This is a genomic window from Longicatena caecimuris, assembly GCF_004341945.1.
In the GTDB taxonomy this organism is placed as follows: domain Bacteria; phylum Bacillota_I; class Bacilli_A; order Erysipelotrichales; family Erysipelotrichaceae; genus Longicatena; species Longicatena caecimuris.
On the sequence record NZ_SMBP01000012.1, the window covers coordinates 66,132 to 89,497 of the forward strand.

A 23,366-nucleotide genomic window follows, 5' to 3' on the forward strand; every position below is an offset into this window, starting at 1 on the left:
GTATATCAGGCTCTTTCTACTGCATGTTCTGCTAAGTTAACTTGTTCACGTGCTTTTACGATATAATACAAGATTTCATTTACTGGTGTAGGCACTCCACACTCTTCTCCTAATTTAATAACGGTTCCACCAAAATAATCGATTTCTGTTTTTCTGCCAGCTTCTAAATCTTGTAACATAGATGTTTTCTTTTCTGGTGGATAGTTAATCAGCGTCGTAATCATATCTTCTTTATCCTTAGTTGTTAGATGAATTTCTTTTTTCTTTGCAATATCAACAATTTCTTGCATGGCACGATCTAAAGCGATTTGAATTTCTTTAAACTCGCCAAAATATTTGAATTTTGCTGAGGTTAACAAAGAAATCTGGTTGGCTCCGATATTAACCATCCATTTTCTCCACAACATCCGTTTCATATCTTCATATACATGATAATTGATATGGTTTGCTTCTAAAATATTGATAACTGTTTTTACATCTTCAGAAAAATGGATATTTTCTTCTTCTCCAAACTGAATCTCGCCCAACGTTTTAAATGTGATATTATCATCGGTACGATTTGCATCCGTACGCATGACGATACCATATAAAACCTTATTGTTTGGAAATGCCTCTTGTAAAGCATCTACTGCCGTAACGCCATTTAACAAGGATAAGATAATGGTATCCTCATCAATAACAGTTTTAATATCTTCAATTGCCGCATGCAAAGAATAGTTTTTAACTAAAACCATCAATAATTTAATTTTTCCATGATCTTCCTTGGTCGCAATATGTGGATGTAATACCTCATTATTAACGCGTATACCTTCTTTTTTCAAGCGCTCCGCACGTTTGCCGTTTGCCACAAAGGAAAACCTATGTACCCCATTTTTCATAAATACGCTGCCATAGGATGCGCCTACGGCACCAGCCCCGATAATTGCTACTTCTTCCATATCAATCTCTCCTTTAACCTAATATTTCATCTACGAATGCTTTATCTTTTGTCGTAAAGATATAAAAGCCAAATCTTGTTGAACTATCTACTACATCATGATTTCCGACTTCGGTGATTTCACTGACATACTGAAGTGTTTCCGGATGCTTTCGTTGTAGCTTTCTTAATGTATCAATATCATCATGATCAAAGATAAATTTAATACCGGCATATTCATCCTCTTTTTTCTTCTTTAATGTCGGTTTTTTACCGCAGGCAACCTCGATTACCATTTCTACAAAATCATATCCGGTTGACAAATAAACTAAATCAGAACCGATACAATCACCGCCCATACGAGAACCTATTTCAATAATTTTAATGGCCCCTTGATGATCAATCTTAAATTCACAATGAGAAGCCCCATTTTGAATATGAAGGGCATCCAATGCTTTAAATATTTCTTTTTGGTATGCCATGATTTTGTCCATTGGAATATTTGAAGGTTCCACATGACCGGTTTCAATGAAATGAGGAGCACCCGACGTATATTTCTGCGTAAATGCCAAGAAGGTATGCTCTCCTTGATAAGAAATACATTCACAGCTATATTCCGGACCTTCAATGAATTCCTCTATGATGGCCTTTTTCTCGAATGCATATGCTGTTGCAATCTGAATTGCTTTATCTAAAGCTTCATAAGTTTCGATCTTGGTAATGCCTCGACTTCCTGAGCGATCTGTTGGCTTGACGATCAACGGAAACGTAAAAGATGAAAGTTGTTCTTTTTCAACATGTCCTTTTGTTTCAAGAAACTTCGGAACATCAATTCCATTCGCTAGAAAGGCTTTTCTCATTTCATATTTATTCGTACAAATCACATCAGATATTTCTGGATTTGTTGGAAGATGAAGAGAACGTGCCACATAATTTACCGTAAGTACCGCTAAATCAGAGCCGATAGATACAATTCCTTGCGGATTGATCTGTTTACATTGCTCTAATATAATTTCTTTTTCCGTGATGCTGATGGGATAAAAATAATCTGCAAAATCTTTACCGACAGCTCCTTCCGCCCATGCAAAGACATGCGTTTCATATCCCATCTCTTTGGCTTTTTTTATTAAGGGAAGCTGAAATTCACCAGCACCTATAATGACAAGCTTATCCATATAATATCATCCTTCTAATACTTCCTTGATCGAATCAACAACATATATTGCATCTTCGCTTGTCATATCCACATACAAAGGCAAGCGTAAGATACGTTTTGCTAAATCCTCTGTTACTGGAAGCATTTCCGGAGTATATCCTAATTTTAAACCATATGGTGCAGAATGAAGTGGCACATAACAAATGTAGCTTGCAATTCCTTTTTCCTTTAATTTATTGATCAGATGAGTACGTTTTTCTTCACTAGGCAATACGATACAGAACATATGTGCGTTATGTTCAATGTCTGCTGGTAAATATGGTCTACGCAAGTATCCCTTATCTTCTAAATCCTTTAAGCCGTTATAATACGTATTCCAAACATTCATACGTTTTTCAAATATCTCTTCATAACGATCCATTTGGGCAGATAATATCGCCGCCAGTACATCACTTGGCAAGAAAGATGAGCCAATATCATGCCATGTATATTTATCGACCAATCCTCTTAAGACATTGCGTCGGTTTGTTCCTTTTTCACGAATGATTTCGGCGCGTTCCATGTATTTATCTTCATTAACAACAATTGCGCCACCTTCTCCCATGACATAGTTTTTTGTTTCATGGAAACTGTAGCAGCCGAATTCTGTTAACGTACCTGCATATCTTCCTTTGTATGTAGAACCAACTGCCTGAGCAGCATCTTCAATAACAAATAATCCATATTTATTAGCGATTTCATTAATTTTATCCATTTCACAAGGGAAACCAGCATAATCCACCGCATAAATCGCTTTTGTTTTTGGTGTAATCAGACCTTCAATTAAATTCTCGTCAATATTAAAGGTATCTTCACGAATATCACAGAAAACTGGTTTCGCTCCTCTTAACAGAAAAGCGTTGACGGTTGATGAAAAGGTAAAGGATGGTGTAATGACTTCATCACCCGGCTCGAGATTAATTAAAATAGATGCCATTTCCAAAGCGGTTGTCCCAGAGGTTGTCAACAGCATATTTTTAATACCAAAGCGTTCTTCAAACTGCTGATATACCTTCGTTGTAAACTTACCATCTCCCGATAAGATGTTTGTGCCATCCATAGCCTCCAAGACGTTGTTTTTTTCTTTTTCCGTAATTGATGGTTTATTAAATTTTATCATACTTACTTCCTCCCAGCTAATTCTCTAGCCTTATCTACCATATCGGCTTGTACTTTAATTTCCCCATAAATGCGTTCTCGTGTTGCTGCATCATGTACAGCCTCATAAAACATTCGGATAGATTTCCTAAAATGTGAATCTGCTTGTAGCTTTATATCACTTACTTCGTTGTTATGCAAAACATGCAAAGTCGGACATAAGTCATCCGGTGCCGTAAAGATGCGATCCGTACTTAAGATGCCCTGACTGCCCCAGATGGATAATTTACATTGGTATTCACAATCCATGCCGAATTCCCCAAGAAACACTTCATCTTTTTCATTTTTAAACATATAGGAGCCATACATGTCAACACCAAACTCATCATAATCTTTCATGACACAGGACAGCATCTCTATGTTTTCGCCCAATAGTTTTGTAGCCAGTTTAATCACATAACCGCCGGCATCTAACAAGGCACCTCCACCCAGTGCCTTATTGTAACGAAAATCATTCGCCGGACGCATTGGGAATCCAAAACGGGCATGATAAGAATGAACCTTTCCAATGGTGCCTTTCTTTAGCTGTTCTTTCACATCTTCGATTTGCTGATGATATTGAAACATATAGTTTTCATGTAACGCCAGTTTTTTCGCTTGCGCCAATGTGATGAGTTCCATACTGTCCTTATAACAAATCGTAGATGGTTTCTCAACAAACACATGCTTTCCATGTTCTAAAGCCAATTTTGCCCAACGATAATGCAATGCCGGTGGTAATGGCAAATAAACAGCATCAATATCATCTGCACAAATGACTTCATGATAGCTCTTATAAACTTTTCCGCCATAGCTTTCCACAAATGTTTCCGCTTTTTTAAATTCGTTGGCAATCACCTCATCAGCAACCTCGCCATCCCATTCAGAAGGATCAGCGACAGCGACACCCATGTAAGTAAAGCCATCTTCTTTCTGCAAAGAAGGCAGAAATCTACGAAATGCAATTTCCGATGGACAGATAATACCAATTCTAATATTTTTCATGTGTCTTATACCTCCAATAGTGATAGCAAATTACGTAATTGAATATTCAAGCAATTATTGACTTGGACTAATGTATTCAGCGTCTTATAATCAACCCAGAAATAGCCATCCTGCTCATTTGCGATAACATCTTCTTTATTTATTTCGATGATAACGTTTCGATTCTGCTCATGGTAGAAACGCCCGCCTTCTTCTGATAAAAGAACATCATGTAAAACGTGTTTTTGTTCCTTCATCTTTTGCATGAACACTGTGCCCACTTGATCATAAGGCCCATGCAGGTGTGATGGTTCTAATTGCAGCGTTGGTCCTAATTCAATCAGATCAAAACAGCCAATTTCTTTTTTCGCCTTGATCAAAAACTTACGCACGCCGTTTTCAATACAGGTAAACATACCGAATAAGGCAATGCCGGTAGCTTCAAATAAGGGTTGTGTCCAGCGCGTTACTTCTCTTCCTTCAATCATGATATCACAGAAGACCACCTTGAAATCATGTGCCTTTTTACAGACGATTTCATTGTTTTTTTCTTCCCAGCTGCTTAATGCGGATAATGGCACCAACGCATCTGTTGTTTCTTCAAACATCTTCACATTATTTATGTATTGATAAATTCTTGGAATCATGGCTTCCCCATGCGTATCAAATACCGAAGCAACCAGTGCGGCATCGTTAGCTGCATGTTTCATCTTGCTCAGTGTCTCGCGATCTAAGGTATGCGCATAGTATGGAATACAGGATAGAACGGTTCTTGTATCCATATTGACAATGTTATCCCGTCTCATTAAGCGTTTGATTTGCCCTAATGTCATCCATTTGAAATTCTTTTCTAACGGAATGTCTTCATCAACCTTGATGATAATGTTGCGATTGCGCTTTTTATAAAATCTTGACGACTGCTCGGATTGGATTTGATCTACAATGATTTCATAGTCTGCGGCATTAATAAAATAATCAAGATATTTTGGTTTCTTTCCGCCATGCTTCTGCGTAAAATTACTCTTGGTCGCCTGTATCGTTGGAGAAAGCTGTATCTTATTAAGATTGCCGGGCTCTATTTTGGCCTGCATCAGAAAATGCAAGACACCATCGATTTCTTTACATATAATACCTAAATAACCGATTTCATTTTGCAAAATGACCGGCTGTTCTAACACAACCGTGTTTCCGCTTTTTCTTTGAAACCCCTTAATCGCAAAAAAACTGCGATTCTTGTTTCTGATTTCCCCCGCATCTTCATCATAAAACCAAAAATCACTTTGTTTTAATGCTATTTTATGTATGTCAACTTTTGTATTGTTATTCAATTCTGCTATCCAGGCATCTATCTCATTATTATCAGAAACATTACCTTCTACCTGTAACCAAGAATGGAATAATGCATAAAATAAATTACTCATAGTTTTCAGCCCCTCGCTACGGTTGCATCTTCTTCCGCAAGACGCTGTAAGTATTTTCCATATTCTGTCTTATAAAATTCTTCAGCTAATGCTAATAGCTGCATCTTATCAATAAATCCTTTAACATATGCGATTTCTTCAATACAGGAAACATATAACCCCTGACGCTTTTGAATAGAAGCGACATATTCAGACGCTTCCATAAGCGAATCATGGCTTCCTGTATCAAGCCAAGCAAAACCACGTCCTAAGATTTTTACATTCAATCTTCCCTCACGCAAATAATGATTATTGATTGAGGTTATCTCGATTTCACCGCGTGCAGACGGTTTTACCTTTTTGGCTATTTCAACTACATCATTATCATAGAAATATAATCCTGGAACAGCATAGTTGGATTTCGGGTGTTCCGGTTTCTCTTCCAGGGTCAAAACCTTTCCTTCTTTATCAAACGTAACTACACCATATTCTCGAGGATCTCGAACATAATATCCAAAAATTGTTGCCCCTTCTTGTTCTACTGCTTTCTTTAACACATTGGAAAAATGTCTTCCATAGAAGATATTATCACCAAGCACCAAAGCCACACGATCCTTACCGATAAAAGATTCTCCTATAATAAAGGCTTCAGCTAAACCTCTTGGCTCTGCCTGAATGGCATATTCAAGGCGTAATCCCAGCTGACTTCCATCACCTAACAGTTCCTTGAAAACTTCAATATCTCTAGGTGTTGAAATAATTAATATTTCACGAATATTCGCTAACATGAGTGTCGATAAAGGATAGTAAATCATCGGTTTATCATACACCGGTAGAATTTGTTTTGATACAGCTTTCGTTAATGGATACAGTCTAGTACCTGAACCGCCTGCTAAAATTATTCCCTTCATATGTCATTACCGCCCTTCATACATTGTTTTATAATATTCCTGATATTGACCGCTTGTAATATGTTCAATCCATTCCTTATGCTCGTTATACCATGCCAATGTCAGTTTAATGCCATCCTCGAACTTCGTCTCTGGATACCAGCCAAGCTCTTCGCTAATTTTATGAGGGTCGATGCCATAGCGTTTATCATGCCCTTTTCGATCTGTCACATAGGTAATCATATGTTCGCCGACAGTAGCATCAATATGTTCTTTCACATAGTTAATAATCGTCTTAACAATAAAGATATTGGTTCGCTCATTATGACCGCCAATGTTGTAAACTTCACCTAAACGGCCACTGTTAATGACCATATCGATACCTTTGCAATGATCTTCTACATATAACCAGTCACGGATATTCATACCATCGCCATACACCGGTAAATTTTTATGTTCTAATGTATTATTGAAAACAAGTGGTATTAATTTCTCAGGGAACTGGTATGGTCCGTAATTGTTACTGCAACGTGTGATATTGATAGGAAATTTATAAGTATCGGCAAATGCTTTTACAAATAAGTCCGCACTCGCCTTAGAAGCGCTGTAGGGACTATGCGGACAAATTGGTGTTTCTTCCGTAAAATATCCTTCATCTCCCAAAGAACCATAAACCTCATCTGTGGATACCTGCAAATACTTCACCCCGTCTTTATAAGTATCATCGCCAATCTCCCAATATTTTTTGGCAATCTTTAATAAATTCACGGTTCCGTTTACATTTGTTTCCACAAAAATTTCCGGATGCAGAATACTGCGATCCACATGACTTTCCGCCGCAAAATTGACAACATAGTCAATATCATACGTTTCAAATAACTGTGTGATCTTTGCTTCATCGCAAATATCCGCTTGTACAAAGATATGACGTTCATCCTCTTCGATTTGTTTTAAATTTTCCAAATTTCCTGCATATGTTAATTTATCAACATTGATAATTTTAATATCATCATATTTATTTAATAAATAATAAACAAAATTACTCCCAATAAAACCTGCTCCGCCTGTTACTAAGTATGTTTTCATTTCATATCCTCTCCAATAATTAAATTTGCTTATTGCTATATAATTCTACTCTGTTATACAATAAAATTCAATCCCCTCTGCCCATAATACTTACTTTTTTATTTCTTATAGTACAGCTTTCGCCAATTGCTCTATCATGCATCATCGCTTGATACACACCAGTAAAAATGGTCGTTTGCATAGTCGCCAACTATTTCATGACATGTTCACTGGTGGCTTTTCTCATATGGACAAAGAATCAAAGCAACCTGGTATCGTAGCCTATATGTAACAATGTATACGATTTTATATAGCTTTAAAACTATAGAAAAACAACTTAAAAAGTAAGAAAAAACACCAAATCATGGAAATTTGGCGTTTATTTATAATCGTATACTTTATTAAACAAGAAAATATAAGTAATCTTAACCAGATGCTTCAAATTACATATACATTTATAACGCGAATTTTCTTTTCCGTCAACCTCAATTGGTAATATTTACCGTTTATAAAGTACTATAATTTCATACCATCTAAAATAAGCAATATTGAATTATACAAAAAAATGCTAAAAAAAGAATCATCCCTTCGTCAGATGATTCTAAATTGTATAGAAAATCCCTTTTTCAGGTAAGTACAGTACAACTTTTAATTTGCTTCGATTTTCCAAATTTGATAGCCATCAATTACAGCATATTGCGTCAATCGAGCAGTGGCATCGTAATGTTCCTTTATGAAGTTTAACATTTCTTCTTGATAAATATTCTCAATTAAATAGACATCTTTATCCAGTAATTCTTCCATCGTACCTTTTAATTTATGTTCTTGCAGCCACTGCATCCGGCTTGGATGAAAACTATCAACACCAGCCAGATAGATCGCATTGTTAAACATGTTCGGTTCCATCACGAAGCGTGGATCATAATTCAAATACATTGTCTGTATTGTCGTTTGAAATCCTAAATAGTATATACGGTTAGGATGCTGCTGCATTTCTTGTAGTATTCCTTCTTGACGGTTATCAATGAAGGAAGCACGATATTTTCCGACATGATTTTCCCAGGAATTAAACATCACGGCAAAATTTTGATGAGTATTAGGAAGAAAACTTGGAATATGCATCAATAGTAAAATAACGATGCCTGCCGGAAGGAAACGTTCTAATGGATAGGTGTGTTCCTGTGTTAAAAAATGATCATAGCACAAAATGCTGATAGCCAGGGATAAGAAGATGGAGTATTCCACCCGATACACCACACGCCCTTGATAGAAGATATAAATAAGCAAAACACCGGTTACTAAAACATTAGCAAAGATAAGCAGAAAAGAACGCGACTTTTTTATGAATACGGCAAGTCCGATAGCCAGACAGCCTAAGACACTGATGTACTTATCATATCTTTGTTTTAACATATTGTATCCGATACGTAAAATGCTTGGTGTATCCTGCAGGCGATGCGCTGCTACGATTTCACTCACTTGTTTCACATAGTCTGCATCATAGATCTGGGTATCGCCATAACCAAAATGAGCAAGATTATAAAAATCATTTTCAGATACCCCAATTGCGGATAAGTCATCTTTCAGATTCTGATAGCCATCCACGGGATAATCGGTGATAATTGCTCTGGCCTCATTGTATTCTTTATATGCTGCATAGTCAGGATGCATACTGGTAAATACTTTACTGCTGCCATAAACAAATGCATAACAGATGCCAAGTGTGCATGCAAAGATCAGAAGAGGCTTTATCATTACTTTATAAGAACATTGGTTTTGTTTAAGATGGCGTAAAAATAACAAACAACATGTCAAAAACAGAAAGGCTACTGTAATATAAAAGCATTTATTGCGTATCATAGTGCCTATCAATACATAACAAGCTCCTAGAAGTAAACGTTTATATGATATATTTTTTTGTACGATTGCCGTAATCAAAAAGAAACATCCACATCCAATTGTCACCGTTGCTGTCTTTGTAAACTGCATGAGTTGATAAAGATCATTACTGAAAAAGCCAATAAACAACACTGCCAGCAACAGTGTGAACGAAGTTCTTTTCTTCTTCAAGATCAAATAAGTGATCCCCGTCAGTGACAGAAAGATCATTGCAACCTGGAAATAAAAATACCAGTTTAGGGAAGCATGCAACTTATATAATGTTGATAAAAATAAACCAATCAATGGATTCATAAACATTATATAAGGAGACGGTGTACCTGTATATGCGCCAGAGACCATGACTTCCATCATAAAGTCATCACTGACTTCATACTTCATAGTACCACTGATCAGATAACAGATCAGAAAAAGCGCATTGATAAGGAAAGCCAATTGAAAAGGAGTGATGTTTGCAAAATATGATGTTATTTTCTTTTTCTTCATATGCCATCCCTCCTCTTTTTTTATAAGTTTTCTGCTAATTTCAACGCTTTTTCCACAACGGCATCCATATTATAGTATTTGTACTCTGCTAAGCGACCGACAAAGACTACATTTTTTTCTTTTTTCATCAAAGCTTCATACTGCTGATACTTCGCTAACCATTCTTTGGTTGGATAAGGATAATAAGGCTCATCTTTAAAGCATGGGTACTCTTTCATGATAGTCGTTTTCGCATGCGTTTGACCGGTTAATTTTTTAAACTCGGTAATACGGGTAAACGCATAATCGTTTGGATAATTAATGACAGCTGCTTCTTGATAAGATGCTACATCTAAGGTTTCCATTTTAAAATCGATGCTTCGATATTTTAATTTCCCATATTTATATTGATAAAACGCATCAACTGGTCCGGTATAGATCAGTGTGTCGTAGGTGATCCCATCCAAGACATCACGATAATCGGTATTCAACAGAATATGGATGTGTTTGCTTTTCAGCATGTTCTCACACATCTTTGTATACCCCAGTCGCGGCATCCCTTGATATTGATCGGCAAAGTAACGCGTATCACGGTTAAAACGTAAAGGGATTCGGCTGATTACGGAAGTATCCAGCTCACTGGGATCTGTCCCCCACTGTTTGATTGTATAATTTTTAAAGAATTTTTCATAAATATCGCGTCCAACTTTATCCAAGGCAACATCTTCACTGGTCTCAATCTTCGTGCGTTTTTCTCTCTGCTGTTCGATGAATTGTGCAAATTCAAAAACAGATAAATGTAAGTTATATAAACGATTAATCGTTTCTACACCAATCGGCATTGGCAATAAGCGGCCATCAACAAAGGATAACACATGGTGTTGATACTGAATCCACTCGGTAAAGTTACTTAAATAGTCAAATACTTCTTTATTATTCGTATGGAAAATATGTGGCCCATAGTTGTGGATCAGTATGCCATCTTCATTGTAACTGTCATAGACGTTACCTCCGATGTGATTGCGTTTTTCAATCAATAAAATATTTTTTTGATGACGTGCGGCCAAGCGCTCGGCCATCGTGATCCCTGCCAGTCCTGCACCGACAATCACATATGAATAGTTCATGGTCTTCCTCCTTTAGCTGCTTTTTACACGCAGCTTATCTTTTACTGTTTGCATGATGGTGTAAATATATTTATCTTTTAATATGAAAAGTATAACAAAATAAATAACGACACCTACGCTAATGATGAAAAGGGTATGCATGATACTTGGGGTTAAAAATACGCTTAACGCGTATACAACACCAAACATACAGGCTCCTACAAGCAGATAATGTCTATTTTCTTTCCATACTTTTTTAATATCAATATCCTCACGCACACAATATAATTGAAAAGCAGTAACCGATGCTTCGGCTATCACAGAAGCGATGGTTGCCCCCATGGAAAGTAATCCTGGAATCAGTAAGAGATTACATATTAAATTGACGATAGAGCCCATGATGGTTGATAAGGTATAGGCTTTTTGTCTTCTGGTAGGCAATAGGAATTGAATACCGATCACATTACTGATACCGATAAAGACAATGATAGGTGCCGTCATCATCACCAATGGTATACTTGCCATAAATTTCTCACTGAGAAACCAAGGGACAAGATTAGGTGCGATGCCCATGATGCCGAACATAATCGGTACCGCAATCATCATGACAAAATGCAAGGATTGATAAATATATTCTTTAATCTTATGCATATCATGATCCGCAAACAGATTGGATATCCGCGGCAGCATCACTGTTCCTAAGGAAGTGACAATCGTCAGTGCTAATTTTACAATTTTTTGTGCTTGTTCATAATATCCGATTTCTTCGGTATTGCCCGTTAACACCTCAATCATCGTGCGATCCAATACCGTATAAATGGAAACGGCAATTTGGGGGAAAAACAGAATCAGTGTTGGTTTTACATGTTTCCCTATTTCTAACTTCACATGATCAAGTTTAACTATGTAGTTTGGCAATGCAATCCACATGCTTAGATTACCGAAGAGAAGGGATAAGGATTGAATCAAGATATACAACGGCAGGTCTTGAGGCGACTTTATGAAAGCAAACACACATATGATGCTGATAAAGCGCACCGTAATATTTCTTGCGATAATTTTCTTAAAGTTTTCTAATCCCTGATAAAAATAATTAATATCAAACACATTTGCAAATATATCAATCATCTGAATATAGAATAAGGAACGATATTCATCAAAGGTTTGGAAAACGATGAAATAGATGCCTAAACTAAGCGCTATACTAATCACCTTTAACAGGATCAATTCATATAAAATCTTTGTTCTTTGCAACGCATCATTTTGATGGTAAGCAATCTCTCGTTGCCCATACAATCCTAAACCGATACATCCTAATAAAGTGAAGTAAGTAACGATGGATTGTGTGAAGCTGTAAGTACCAATCGCCTTGGCACCTAATACCCTTGATATATAGGGTGTCGTAATAAGCGGAAGGGCTATGAGTAACAGCTGATAACCTAAATTGAAGATATAATTCATTTTTACACTTTTCTTCATAAGTTATCTCCTTTTCATTCTACTCAATATATTCTATTTCCGGATGAAATTTTTTACGCTGATGCATGCTTTTGCATAGGATCCTTATCTTTTTCCCTTTTCCTTTTCCCTTACTTTTAAGTATTCTGACAATTTCTAAAAATGTCCGATAGTAAAACAGCAACATATTCAGCTTACCGCCTTCCAGCTTTTTTACATAATACATGTTTCGATACGCATAATTGTAGCGAAACAAACGATCACTGGATTCTGCTACGATATCGGTAGGGGTATTGCTGAGCATCTTATGGATGACCTTGCTGCGGGCAACAAAATAGCATGGATACTGTAAAGAGATGCGTTTGGTATACTCCGCATCATCCCCCCAAATAAAAAACTCTTTGATGGGAAGGCCTACCTTCTTAACGACACGCGATGGGATAAAGCAGGATACAAATGAGCATTGTTTTACCTTTACGATGCCGTTTTCAAGATATGCACTGTCCTGTATCCAATTCTCATCTATGTTAGGAACATTCATGGCACAAGCACTGCCATCAATCCATCTTACATCGCTGCATAAAAAACCAAAGTTCCCTTTAAGAATTTCTTTCGCCTTCAACAATTCATCCAAGGCATTCTCTTTGACCATGGTATCATCATCCATGATCCAAACATAGTCATAGCCTTTTTCAACGCCCATTTTAACCCCTAATGAAAAGCCGCCGGCGCCTCCCAAATTTGCTCCTGTATTGTGATACAGGATGTTATCCTTTTGTAAATAGTCAACGATATATTCTTTGGTGCCATCTGTACTTGCATTATCAATGATCAGGATGTCGAACTTGACGTTTTGCTGATGCAACAGATGCTCCAATGCCTCTTTTAATAATTTCTTTCGGTTATAGCTTACAATAACCGCAATAATTTTATCCATACCCTGCTCCTTTATCTTTAACATTATACCATTTTATTTTTAAGATGAAATAGGCGTCGGGCAATTCCCAGGTGATTTTGTTTGATTGCCTTACAGATGCTTTGATACAATTTACTGCGTTTCAGATAATAAGGATTCTTTTCCCAATTCGGAAAAAGATCATTCATATAATGAACAAACATCGCCATTTCTTCCTTTTTATGATGTGGTAACAGCCGTTCACCACTTTGATAAATAAGATTACTGATGCATATGTATTCAACTTCATCATGGTATCGCTGTATATCAAGCTGTTCTAGCATATAGGCAATGGCTGTTTTCATATCAAGCATCTTTGGATGATACATCTGCTGATTCATAATCGAATTGGTTCGTTGGCGATAATAATACAGCGGTTGCTGAAGATAATAGATGCGTTTCGCAAAATTGATGTACGCCCCAGTCGTTGCCCGATCTTCATACCAAATACCTTTAGGAAATGTGATGTGATGTTGTTTATACGCTTCTGTTTTGACAATTTTATTCCATGCGGTCGGCTGCGTAAGCAAATATTGTCGATCACTTATAAACCCAGAATCACTGGCAAGCATGGTCACTGCTTTTTGTTGATGCTCATCAAAGGAAATATAATCATATAGCACAACATCTGCCTGCGTCTTTTTTAAACATGTGAACAGTGCGAAGCAGGCATCCTCTCGCAAATAATCATCACTATCTAAAAACATTAAATAGGTTCCTTTCGCAAAGCGTACCCCATAATTGCGGGCATCACTTAAGCCCCCATTTGTTTTTCGATGATATTCAAATATATCCGGATACAACATTGTATAGTGTTTTGCAATTGTTTGTGAATGATCACTGCTTCCATCATCTACAATGATTGCCTGCAGCATGATCTCGTTGCTTTGTTGGATGATGGAATCCAAACAATCCTTGAGATATCGTTCTACATTATAGACCGGAATTATGATGGAAATATCCATAGGTTTCACCGCTTTTCTTTCTTTCCTTCTGATAGGTGATAAGCAAAGCCACACCAAATAGAATAGAAATGATCGGGCAAATGCTTTCCCCCTTCATTTCATAAATGATAAATAAAATAGGTAATAAGAGCAGAAGTCTATGCAAATGCACCGGTAAACAGCGCTTATATTCAAACAATAAACTACCTAGCAAAGTATAGCGAAGCATTTGAAAACCAATGCCGCCAAATAAAACAGCACGGAAAAGGCCTACATCCGTTCCCATATAATATAATCCATCCGCATCCGTATAATAGCCATCACCTAGCAAAAGCGTCTTACCATTTGGTGTAAAATACATTTCTTTTAGCGATTGAGTAGATGTTGTGGAAAAACTGCCTTGCTCAGAATAATTGATGAAGGATTGAAAAACCCAACGCAGCCATACACGCACTTGTTCGGATAAGAGAAAGGCTATGGAAAGCATACCGCAAGTTATCACCATCATAAGCAATAAGCGTTTCCACAGCATTCGTTTTTTCATCCATAAAACAACAAAAAGCAGAAACACATAGATAGCTGTTACAGCGATTCCGATACGACCATAGAAAAAGTTTCCAAGGATAACGATCATCAATAAGATCGTATGGAAAGTAAAACTTTGTTCCTGTTGCAAATAGATGATATAGCACAGAAACATAGCAGCCAAGGAACAACGCAAGGTATAGGTAAAGCCGGAAAACCCACACCATCCAAATCTTGTGATATACGATGGTAAATAAGCTAATCGAATCGTATTTTCATCCGCCTTATTCAATTGCAATAAAAGATCACGCAAACCAGGAATCGCAATGATCACACACGTGCCCAAGATATACATACAGGTTGCTAACACAAAGTATTTCATAAATAAAAGATAATCTCCTTCAGGAGAAATGTAGCGGATAAAAATAAGAAAAAGAAACAGGATTTTCAGCCCTTCCTTACCAATCTGCAAAATGCGAATCAAAAAGTAAGAAAAATCATATGTCTGATAAAGACAAGGCAATACCAAACTAAGCAGCGCCATGAACAAGATGGCACCCAAATAGTACTTTAAACAGCTTCGCATACAGATACGAATACAATCTATGACCCACTCATAATGATAGCACAGATAAAGAAAAGGAATGCCATAATACAACAGATAGCATAGCCATTCGATATCTTCCCATACGGTACTGTAATAAAAGAGAGTTGACAGTAACAGATAGCCAAGATTGATCTTTTTCAGCTCTTTCATCCTATCTGTTTTTGTCCACCATGCTCTTAACGCATTCATCATATGCTTTACCCCTCCTTATGAGGATGTATCTTGCAATACATGCGATCACTTATGGTAAATAAACAGACCTTCGCCTTGTTTTTTAATGATTTTGCTTTCCCTTTAACAAATTGCTTATTGCGTATGCCATCATATGCCGATTGATAAACACCCGCTTTGGCATACATATATAAATATTTTTCCAACAGACTTTCCATCAGATAAGAGCGCAATGGCGCTTCTTCTTTTTGATAGATAAGCGATAATTCCGTTAAGGTTTCATAAAGATCTTTTACGTTTTTATATAACTTCTTATTCGTCGTAATTGAATTTTCTCTTATCATATAACGATAATAACAATGATCAATGGCAATGATGGAAGCAGCCTTTAGAAAAGCTCTTGGAGTGAACTGTTCATCTTCATGTAAGATACCGCTTTTAAAGGTCAATGCATTTTCCAAAAGAAAGGCTCTTCGATACACATTCATTACCGCTGCCATATGCATACTGTGATGTTTTAATTCTTGTAGTAAAAAAGTCCTGCCATCCATTTCTTCATACAATCGCTGATGGCTGTGTCTGCAATAGCTTTGTGTTGTGGAAGTGATGATGTTCATATCCGTGACAATGATATCATAGGAATGCTGTTTGATGATTTCATACAATGGAAGAAAGGCATCGGTTGCTAAGGCATCATCCGAGTCTAAAAAGAGAATATAGCTGCCTTTTGCCTTTGATATGCCCTTATTGCGTGCCATGGACAATCCCTGATTGGATTGATGAAACACCCTTACCTGCTCATATTGTTGTGCAAGCTGATCACATAAAGCACCTGAAGCATCCACAGAACCATCATCAATCAAAAGGATTTCATAGGCCTCCACAGGAAACGCTTGCTGCAGCACACTGGCAACACAGTTTTCCACATACTTCTCTGTATTGTACACCGGGATAATGATCGAAAAGACAAGGTTATTGCATTCTTCGTTTTCGCTCATCTGCGACACCTCGTTTCATTGTTTTCACTAGATAGCCAATTGTTTTATCATACGTTTTATGATGACGCAAGGCATCCTGTAAAATTAAAAAAGGATAAAATCTTCTGCTCATAACATAATATAGCAATCCTTTATCTAAAAAATATTTTTCATCATAGCCGTGAAACCAAGAGGATGCTCTTACCTCTGTCAAAGTCGCAATCGTTATGGGTAATGCATAAATATGCAAGCCAGCTTTTAAACAACTGTTTAAAAATAACGTATCTTCGCCATGCGCATGGGCACAACCACCCCCAAAACAAAGATTGAATAAAATGCCTCTGGTCTGTATGCTTGTTCTTTTAACAGCCATACGGGCAGCGCCAAAACGCATGAAGTTAAAGTAATTGACTTTAAATGGCTTTTGAATTTTATATCTGCTTGATGTTTCTTCCTCTAAATTAAAGAGGATGACATCCGCATCCGGATATGTTTGAAATGCATCCTTAACTATGTTTTCATATCCATCCACATAGACCAGATCATCATCACCAAATAAACAATACTCTGCCTTAGTTCTCATCAATAAGTTATTTCGATTCAATCCGACACCGCGTTCATTAAAATTGTATACAATATATGAACCTCCCGATGCTTGAATGGTATCGATGCGATTTACTTCACACTGATTTCCGATACACGCTGCACTTTGTATATGCATTTGCTGCAACAATGCTTCTGGATTTTTACAATTCACGGTCGTGATTAACACTTCCACTTTTTTATCACTCATCGCGGCCATAAATATCTCTTGTATACACCTTTTCTTTTACATCTTGCAGCTTTTCATCTAAACGGTTGACCACAATGACATCGCTCATCGCTTTAAAGCGTTCTAAATCACGTTCTAGCGGTAATCCATGCAGCTTACTTTCTTGCATCGTTGGCTCGTATATCAAAATATCAGCATGTTCTCTTAATAATTCAATCACATCAAAGATGGCAGATTTGCGGTAATTATCAGAATCTTTCTTCATCGTCAAACGATAAATGCCAATCGTTTTCGGATGTTTTTGAAGAATTCTATTGGCGATATGATGTTTTCTTGTATCATTGGCATCGACAACAGCCGTAATGATATTGTTTGGTACACCAGCAAAGTTTGCTTTTAATTGTTTGGTATCTTTTGGCAGACAGTAACCGCCATAGCCAAAAGATGGGTTGTTATAATGATTCCCGATGCGTGGATCTAAACCGATGCCATGAATGATCTGCTGAGTATTCAACTGATTGATTTCACAATAGGTATCGATTTCATTAAAAAATGCCACACGCATTGCCAAATAAGTATTGGCAAATAATTTAATTGCTTCGGCTTCGGTAGGCTGAGTTAAGAGCACCGGCACATCCTTGACACAAGTGCTTTCTTTCAACAGCTCCGCAAAAATCCTTGCTTCTTCGCTTTGCTCTCCCACAACGATACGTGATGGATATAAGTTATCATACAAAGCTTTGCCTTCGCGTAAAAATTCAGGAGAAAACAGAATACGCTGTGTCTGATATTTTTCTCTGACTTTTTTGACATATCCTACCGGTATCGTTGATTTGATAACAATGCTGCCATGTCGGTTATATGCGAGTGCCTCTTCGATTACACTTTCAACGGCACTTGTATCAAAGTGATCTTGTTGATCATCATAATTGGTCGGTGTTGCAATGACAATGTAATCAGCATCACGATAGGCCTCTTGCGCATCATTGGTTGCTCTTAAATGCAATTCTTTTTCTTGAAAATAAGTTTCCATTTCTGCATCTTTAATCGGCAATATGCGATGATTGATCATATCCACCTTTTCCGGAAGGATATCATAAGCAACTACCTCATGTTTTTGAGATAAGAGAACCGCAATGGAAAGTCCCACATATCCCGTACCGGCAACGGCAATCTTCATAGTCTGATCTCCCTCCTTTTTTTATTATAAAAATAAACAAAAACATTACAAATTGTATAATACAGGCTCTTTATTGCATGATAGTTCATGATGTTACGATACAGACGATAATGATACTTCAGCAATTTTACTTTTGATCCTGAAGATAAGGAACGTTCAACAATGCGATAGTACGCTAAGTCCTCATCCAATAAGCGACCCCATTGGCATTTTTCTAATATTTTCAGCCATAATGCATCATCATTGCGTTTATCTAATCGCTCAATTTGAATCAAGCCTACTGCTTTGGCATGATACATGACACTTAAACAACCGATGGAGCAGCCTAATAAGGCTCTATGAAAGGAAAGTTTTTCTGGTGCGATCCTGCGAATATGTAACGCTTGTCCTGCTTCATCTATTAAGGAATAATGGTGATAACAAAAGGCTACTTGCGCTTCTTTCATAAAAGCCAGTTGCTTTTCTAGCTTCTCTGGTTTCCATAGATCATCTGCATCCAGAAATGCGATATAGGCTCCCTTCGCTTCCCTTATTGCCTTATTGCGGGCAAGGGATGCTCCGCCTTTTTCCGGTAATATGAAAAATTTGATTCGGGCATCTTGGGCTGCAAATGCCTTTACGATTTCTACCGTATTGTCCGTAGATAAATCATCGACAATGAGCATTTCCCAATGTTCATATGTTTGCGCCTGTACGCTTTTAATTGTTTCTGCTATAAAGTTTTCTCCATTGTAGGTTGGCGTTACAATGGATATCAAATCTTTCATATTACTCACCCTTTACTTCTTACATACCGCAATGATCGTTTGAAAACATAATTGTAAATCATAAAAAAAACTGAATTTTCTTAAATAATCTAAATTGTATTGCATCTTTTTAGGTAAAATAACGCTTTGATAAGCCTTATCTATTTCCTGCTCACTATACGCAGATAATATCTTTTCTTCATCTTTGAAGCGAATACTTGCTAATGAGGTAATACCTGCCGGCATTAATAAAGTCGCATACATCTCCTCGTCATAGCATTCCACATACTTAAGAACTTCGGGACGTGTACCCACAAATGTCATATCACCTTTTAAAACATTCACCAGCTGTGGCAATTCATCCAAACGATATTTTCGTATCTTTTTTCCTATTTTGGTAATACGCATATCATTTTGCGTAGTTACCAATGCTCCCATTTGCTCACCATGATCTGTCATTGTACGAAATTTATATATGGTAAATGGTCTATAGAACTGTGTTATGCGTGTTTGCCGATATAAAACAGGACCACAAGAATCCCTTTTAATTAAGATCGCCAGGATCAAAAAGAGCCAAGATAAAACAACAAGCAGCACGACTGACAGACAAATATCAAATACTCTTTTCCATAGCAGACTTGCTGTTTTCTTTTTTATTATATCATAATAAGGCAATACCTTATCATTCTTCATCTTTTCAGGCAAATCCTCCCATTGCTTTAACCGCATGTATATTCCTCCAACACCTCTTTATAATTGCGGATAATATATTCCACCTGCCCATCCTGTAAAGAACTATATAGAGGCAGGGTGATTTCATTTTCATACAATTCACATGCATTTGGATAATCTTCCCTTTTAAAACCTAAATGCTGATAGGCGCTTAACATTGGCAATGCCTTATAATGCACATTGCAGCTGATTCCCCTTTCAGCCATTGCCATAATAATCTCATTGCGCTGTTGTTCACGGATGCCTTTGATTCTTGTTATATATAAATGTCCGGAGGATTGATGATTGGCATCCTTATGATTTAATAAGAAAATGTTTTCACTTTTTAAGTGTTGATTATAATATTGAATGATTTCATGTCGGCGTGCCAACATTGCATCATAGCGACGTAATTGCGCTAACCCTAATGCCGCATGCAAATCCGTCATATTACATTTAAATGTCGGCGCAACAATATCATATTCCCAAGCACCTGATTGGTTTTTATGCAATGCGTCCTTCGTCTGCCCATGCAAAGACAATAATTGATATTGCTGATAAATCCACGCATCCGCAAAACCAGGCACCGGTTTCCAAGTGACAGCTCCTCCTTCCGCAGTCGTTAAATTTTTAACCGCATGAAAGGAGAATATTGTAAAATCTGCCCAATTCCCTGCTTTTTTACCCTTTTTCACTGCCCCAAAACCATGTGCACAATCCGCTATGATGATGGGTTGTGTAAATGCTTTTTGGATAGGCTTGCTTGGCGTATAAAAGTGGCGGACTTTCGCTATTTCTTCATAAAGTTTTTCATAGTCACATAAGACACCACCCAAATCCACAGGAATGATGGCTTTTGTCTTTTCATTCACAGCCGCTGCAACGCGGGCATAATCCATTTCAAAGCTATCTTTGGCCATATCGATCATAACTAAAGTAGCACCGACATGACAAATTGGGCTACAGGTTGCGGTATACGTATAGGCGGGAACGATAACTTCATCTCCTGGACCTATCCCTAATAAATATAAGGTCATTTCTAATGCGGATGTCGCTGAATTCAAACAGACAGCACGCTTTGTTTCACAATATGCAGCAATTCCCTTTTCCAATTCCTTTGTTTTTGGACCGGTCGTAATCCAGCCTGATTTCAACGTATCAATTACTTCCTTTATTTCACTTTCCGTAATATCGGGTGGTGAAAATGGAATATTCATTTTTTTCAAGTTCTCATTCATACATTTTCCATTCCTTCATTCGCAATGACGTTTAACATAACCTCGCGATATTGCTCCTTGCTTAAATTATCGAGTAACGCTTTGCTTAACGTTTTTAATTTTTCTTCAACTTCTTCTTTCGTGATTCCCATCACATTGTTTTTAAATATTAAATCGTTTTTTGTTTTTACGGTTACTTCTCCATCCAACCGCAATTCTTCAAACATCTTTTCCCCAGGACGCAGTCCTATCTCAATGATATCAATATCTTCATAAGGACGCAACCCGGACAGGCGAATCATTTTCTCTGCTAAATCCAATATTTTTACCGGTTCTCCCATATCTAAAACAAAAATTTCCCCTTTATCCGCATAAAAACCGGCCTGTAACACCAGTTGCGCAGCTTCTGGTATCGTCATAAAATAGCGAATGATCTTTTTATCGGTAATGGTAAGGGGACCGCCTTCCGCTATCTGCTTTTTAAAAATAGGGATGACAGATCCATTAGAGCCTAATACATTGCCAAAACGCACAGCTGCCATTTTGGTGATACCATTATCACCATAAGCCTGTGTGATCATTTCCGTCATGCGTTTTGTCGCACCCATGACATTTGTTGGATTTACCGCCTTATCTGTACTAATCATGATAAAGCGTGAAACTTTATTTTTTATACACACCTGAATGAGAGAATGGGTGCCAAACACATTGTTTTTTATAGCTTCTTGAGGACGTGTTTCCATAAGGGGCACATGTTTATGTGCGGCAGCATGAAAAACGACATTGGGCTCATATTGTTTAAATAGCTCATCCATCGCCGTATAATCACGAATCGAGGCAATCAGCGATATGATTTCAATCTTATCATTTAGTTTACCATGCATGCGATTGCGGTTAAATTCCTGTTCCAACATATATAGGGCATTTTCATTGATATCAATCATCAACAGACGAGCAGGTGAAAACTTTACGATCTGCCGACATAATTCAGAACCGATAGAGCCGCCTGCACCTGTCACGGCAATCGTACGATTGGTGATATAAGAACCAATTTCTTCTTGTTCTAAATGGATTTCTCCACGGCCTAGTAAATCCTCAATGGAAATATCTTCAATTGGATACGCTTTTTCATCATCTTCTAATAATGTTTCCGCTTCTTTCATGATCTTTGTTTTTAATTTCAAAGACTGGCAGATATCGTTCATGCGTCGAATTTCTGCTTTCGATGCACTTGGTATTGCGATATATGCTTCATTCACTTTATATTTATTGACGATTTCCGGTAAATCATACGTACTGCCTAATACGGTATATCCGCTAATCATCTTATGTACTCGCTGATCATCCACAAAGCCTACGACATTCGCATGCATTTTATCATTTTGTAAAATTTCTTTTAACAAAATATAACCACCATCGCCTGCCCCGATGATAATGACATTTTTCTTAGGCTCTTCACTTTTTGCCGTATATCTTCTTAACAGACGATATCCTAAACGCACATTAAACATCATTAGGATCGTTAATAATCCAGCCACAAAGACCACACTGATATAAAATCGGTTGATGGAAGTCAATAGGATGAAAATAATTAAGACAATACTTGCACAAATCACAGACAGACTAATACGAAACGTCTCAATCAAGCTAATGTATTTCCATAAACTCTTATGAATCTTAAATGCAAAAAAACTAATGGCATAGACGATTAAAATAACAAACAGAGCCATTAGAACTTTCATTATATCTATTTGACCGACAGAATCAAAGTCAAAATCAATTTTAGACCAATAAGCTAAAAAAAAGGAAACGACTACGATAAACAAATCTACCATGCATAATACGAATTCACGATGTTTTATATAAAAAGGATTCTCAAATATAATATCCAGCATATAAACACTCCTTCTTAATGCATTTATATATACATAACCTATAGTATTATAATACTTAATATAATAACTTGCAATCATTTTTACGATTGTAAATAGGAAGACAGGAATGGGCTAAAAAGTCCATTCCTGTTGTAAGATTAAGAATAAATGT

The 23,366-nt window shown here is 37.1% G+C and carries 20 protein-coding genes; all 20 read right to left on the minus strand.

The genetic code is table 11. From position 1 onward, the window contains the following. Positions 1-5: 5 nt before the first annotated feature. The 20 genes from EDD61_RS08180 to EDD61_RS08275 all read right to left on the minus strand — a co-directional run bounded on the left by EDD61_RS08180 (position 6) and on the right by EDD61_RS08275 (position 23,215). Positions 6-938 carry a ketopantoate reductase family protein gene (locus tag EDD61_RS08180; RefSeq protein ID WP_008687017.1) on the minus strand — a complete coding sequence of 311 codons (933 nt, stop codon included), beginning with the start codon at positions 936-938 and terminating at the stop codon, positions 6-8. A 13-nt stretch (positions 939-951) separates the two neighbouring features. Beyond that, positions 952-2,091 (minus strand): ATP-grasp domain-containing protein, encoded by a 1,140-nt coding sequence (locus tag EDD61_RS08185; protein WP_132224951.1) that lies wholly within the window; start codon positions 2,089-2,091, stop codon positions 952-954. A 6-nt stretch (positions 2,092-2,097) separates the two neighbouring features. Beyond that, positions 2,098-3,231, minus strand: a complete 1,134-nt coding sequence (gene rffA, locus EDD61_RS08190; protein ID WP_132224953.1) for a dTDP-4-amino-4,6-dideoxygalactose transaminase — start codon at positions 3,229-3,231, stop codon at positions 2,098-2,100. A 2-nt stretch (positions 3,232-3,233) separates the two neighbouring features. After that, positions 3,234-4,253, minus strand: a complete 1,020-nt coding sequence (locus tag EDD61_RS08195; protein WP_008979198.1) for a Gfo/Idh/MocA family protein — start codon at positions 4,251-4,253, stop codon at positions 3,234-3,236. Between the two features lie 5 nt (positions 4,254-4,258). After that, positions 4,259-5,653 carry an NDP-hexose 2,3-dehydratase family protein gene (locus EDD61_RS08200; RefSeq protein WP_132224955.1) on the minus strand — a complete coding sequence of 465 codons (1,395 nt, stop codon included), beginning with the start codon at positions 5,651-5,653 and terminating at the stop codon, positions 4,259-4,261. Between the two features lie 5 nt (positions 5,654-5,658). Beyond that, positions 5,659-6,543, minus strand: a complete 885-nt coding sequence (gene rfbA / locus EDD61_RS08205; protein ID WP_008687008.1) for a glucose-1-phosphate thymidylyltransferase RfbA — start codon at positions 6,541-6,543, stop codon at positions 5,659-5,661. Positions 6,544-6,549: 6 nt separating this feature from the next. Next, positions 6,550-7,608 (minus strand): dTDP-glucose 4,6-dehydratase, encoded by a 1,059-nt coding sequence (rfbB, locus tag EDD61_RS08210; protein ID WP_008687006.1) that lies wholly within the window; start codon positions 7,606-7,608, stop codon positions 6,550-6,552. A gap of 627 nt (positions 7,609-8,235) precedes the next feature. Then, on the minus strand, positions 8,236-9,972 hold the full coding sequence (locus EDD61_RS08215) for a hypothetical protein (protein WP_008979200.1): 1,737 nt from the start codon (positions 9,970-9,972) through the stop codon (positions 8,236-8,238). Positions 9,973-9,992: 20 nt separating this feature from the next. Further along, complete coding sequence (glf, locus tag EDD61_RS08220; RefSeq protein WP_117548093.1) at positions 9,993-11,078, minus strand: UDP-galactopyranose mutase; 1,086 nt, start codon at positions 11,076-11,078, stop codon at positions 9,993-9,995. Between the two features lie 12 nt (positions 11,079-11,090). Then, positions 11,091-12,536 carry a flippase gene (locus EDD61_RS08225; RefSeq protein WP_117548092.1) on the minus strand — a complete coding sequence of 482 codons (1,446 nt, stop codon included), beginning with the start codon at positions 12,534-12,536 and terminating at the stop codon, positions 11,091-11,093. Positions 12,537-12,555: 19 nt separating this feature from the next. After that, on the minus strand, positions 12,556-13,452 hold the full coding sequence (locus EDD61_RS08230) for a glycosyltransferase family 2 protein (RefSeq protein WP_008686997.1): 897 nt from the start codon (positions 13,450-13,452) through the stop codon (positions 12,556-12,558). A 23-nt stretch (positions 13,453-13,475) separates the two neighbouring features. Further along, on the minus strand, positions 13,476-14,435 hold the full coding sequence (locus tag EDD61_RS08235; RefSeq protein WP_008686996.1) for a glycosyltransferase family 2 protein: 960 nt from the start codon (positions 14,433-14,435) through the stop codon (positions 13,476-13,478). Continuing rightward, the gene (locus tag EDD61_RS08240; protein WP_132224957.1) at positions 14,404-15,738 is read right to left on the minus strand and encodes a hypothetical protein; all 1,335 of its coding nucleotides are present in this window, start codon (positions 15,736-15,738) and stop codon (positions 14,404-14,406) included. The genes EDD61_RS08235 and EDD61_RS08240 overlap by 32 nt, the downstream gene beginning before the upstream one ends. Positions 15,739-15,743: 5 nt before the next feature. Further along, positions 15,744-16,715 carry a glycosyltransferase family 2 protein gene (locus tag EDD61_RS08245; RefSeq protein ID WP_132224959.1) on the minus strand — a complete coding sequence of 324 codons (972 nt, stop codon included), beginning with the start codon at positions 16,713-16,715 and terminating at the stop codon, positions 15,744-15,746. After that, positions 16,690-17,496 carry a hypothetical protein gene (locus EDD61_RS08250; protein WP_008686991.1) on the minus strand — a complete coding sequence of 269 codons (807 nt, stop codon included), beginning with the start codon at positions 17,494-17,496 and terminating at the stop codon, positions 16,690-16,692. Before EDD61_RS08250 ends, EDD61_RS08245 begins: the two co-directional genes overlap by 26 nt. Continuing rightward, positions 17,480-18,646, minus strand: a complete 1,167-nt coding sequence (locus EDD61_RS08255; protein ID WP_008686989.1) for a nucleotide sugar dehydrogenase — start codon at positions 18,644-18,646, stop codon at positions 17,480-17,482. Before EDD61_RS08255 ends, EDD61_RS08250 begins: the two co-directional genes overlap by 17 nt. Next, positions 18,643-19,413 (minus strand): glycosyltransferase family 2 protein, encoded by a 771-nt coding sequence (locus EDD61_RS08260; RefSeq protein ID WP_008686987.1) that lies wholly within the window; start codon positions 19,411-19,413, stop codon positions 18,643-18,645. Before EDD61_RS08260 ends, EDD61_RS08255 begins: the two co-directional genes overlap by 4 nt. 12 nt (positions 19,414-19,425) lie before the next feature. Continuing rightward, a complete protein-coding gene (locus EDD61_RS08265) occupies positions 19,426-20,121 on the minus strand; it encodes a sugar transferase (protein ID WP_008686985.1) in 696 nt (231 codons plus the stop codon). Next, complete coding sequence (locus tag EDD61_RS08270) at positions 20,112-21,341, minus strand: DegT/DnrJ/EryC1/StrS family aminotransferase (protein WP_132224961.1); 1,230 nt, start codon at positions 21,339-21,341, stop codon at positions 20,112-20,114. The genes EDD61_RS08265 and EDD61_RS08270 overlap by 10 nt, the downstream gene beginning before the upstream one ends. Further along, positions 21,338-23,215, minus strand: a complete 1,878-nt coding sequence (locus tag EDD61_RS08275) for a polysaccharide biosynthesis protein (protein WP_117548086.1) — start codon at positions 23,213-23,215, stop codon at positions 21,338-21,340. Before EDD61_RS08275 ends, EDD61_RS08270 begins: the two co-directional genes overlap by 4 nt. Positions 23,216-23,366: the final 151 nt, after the last annotated feature.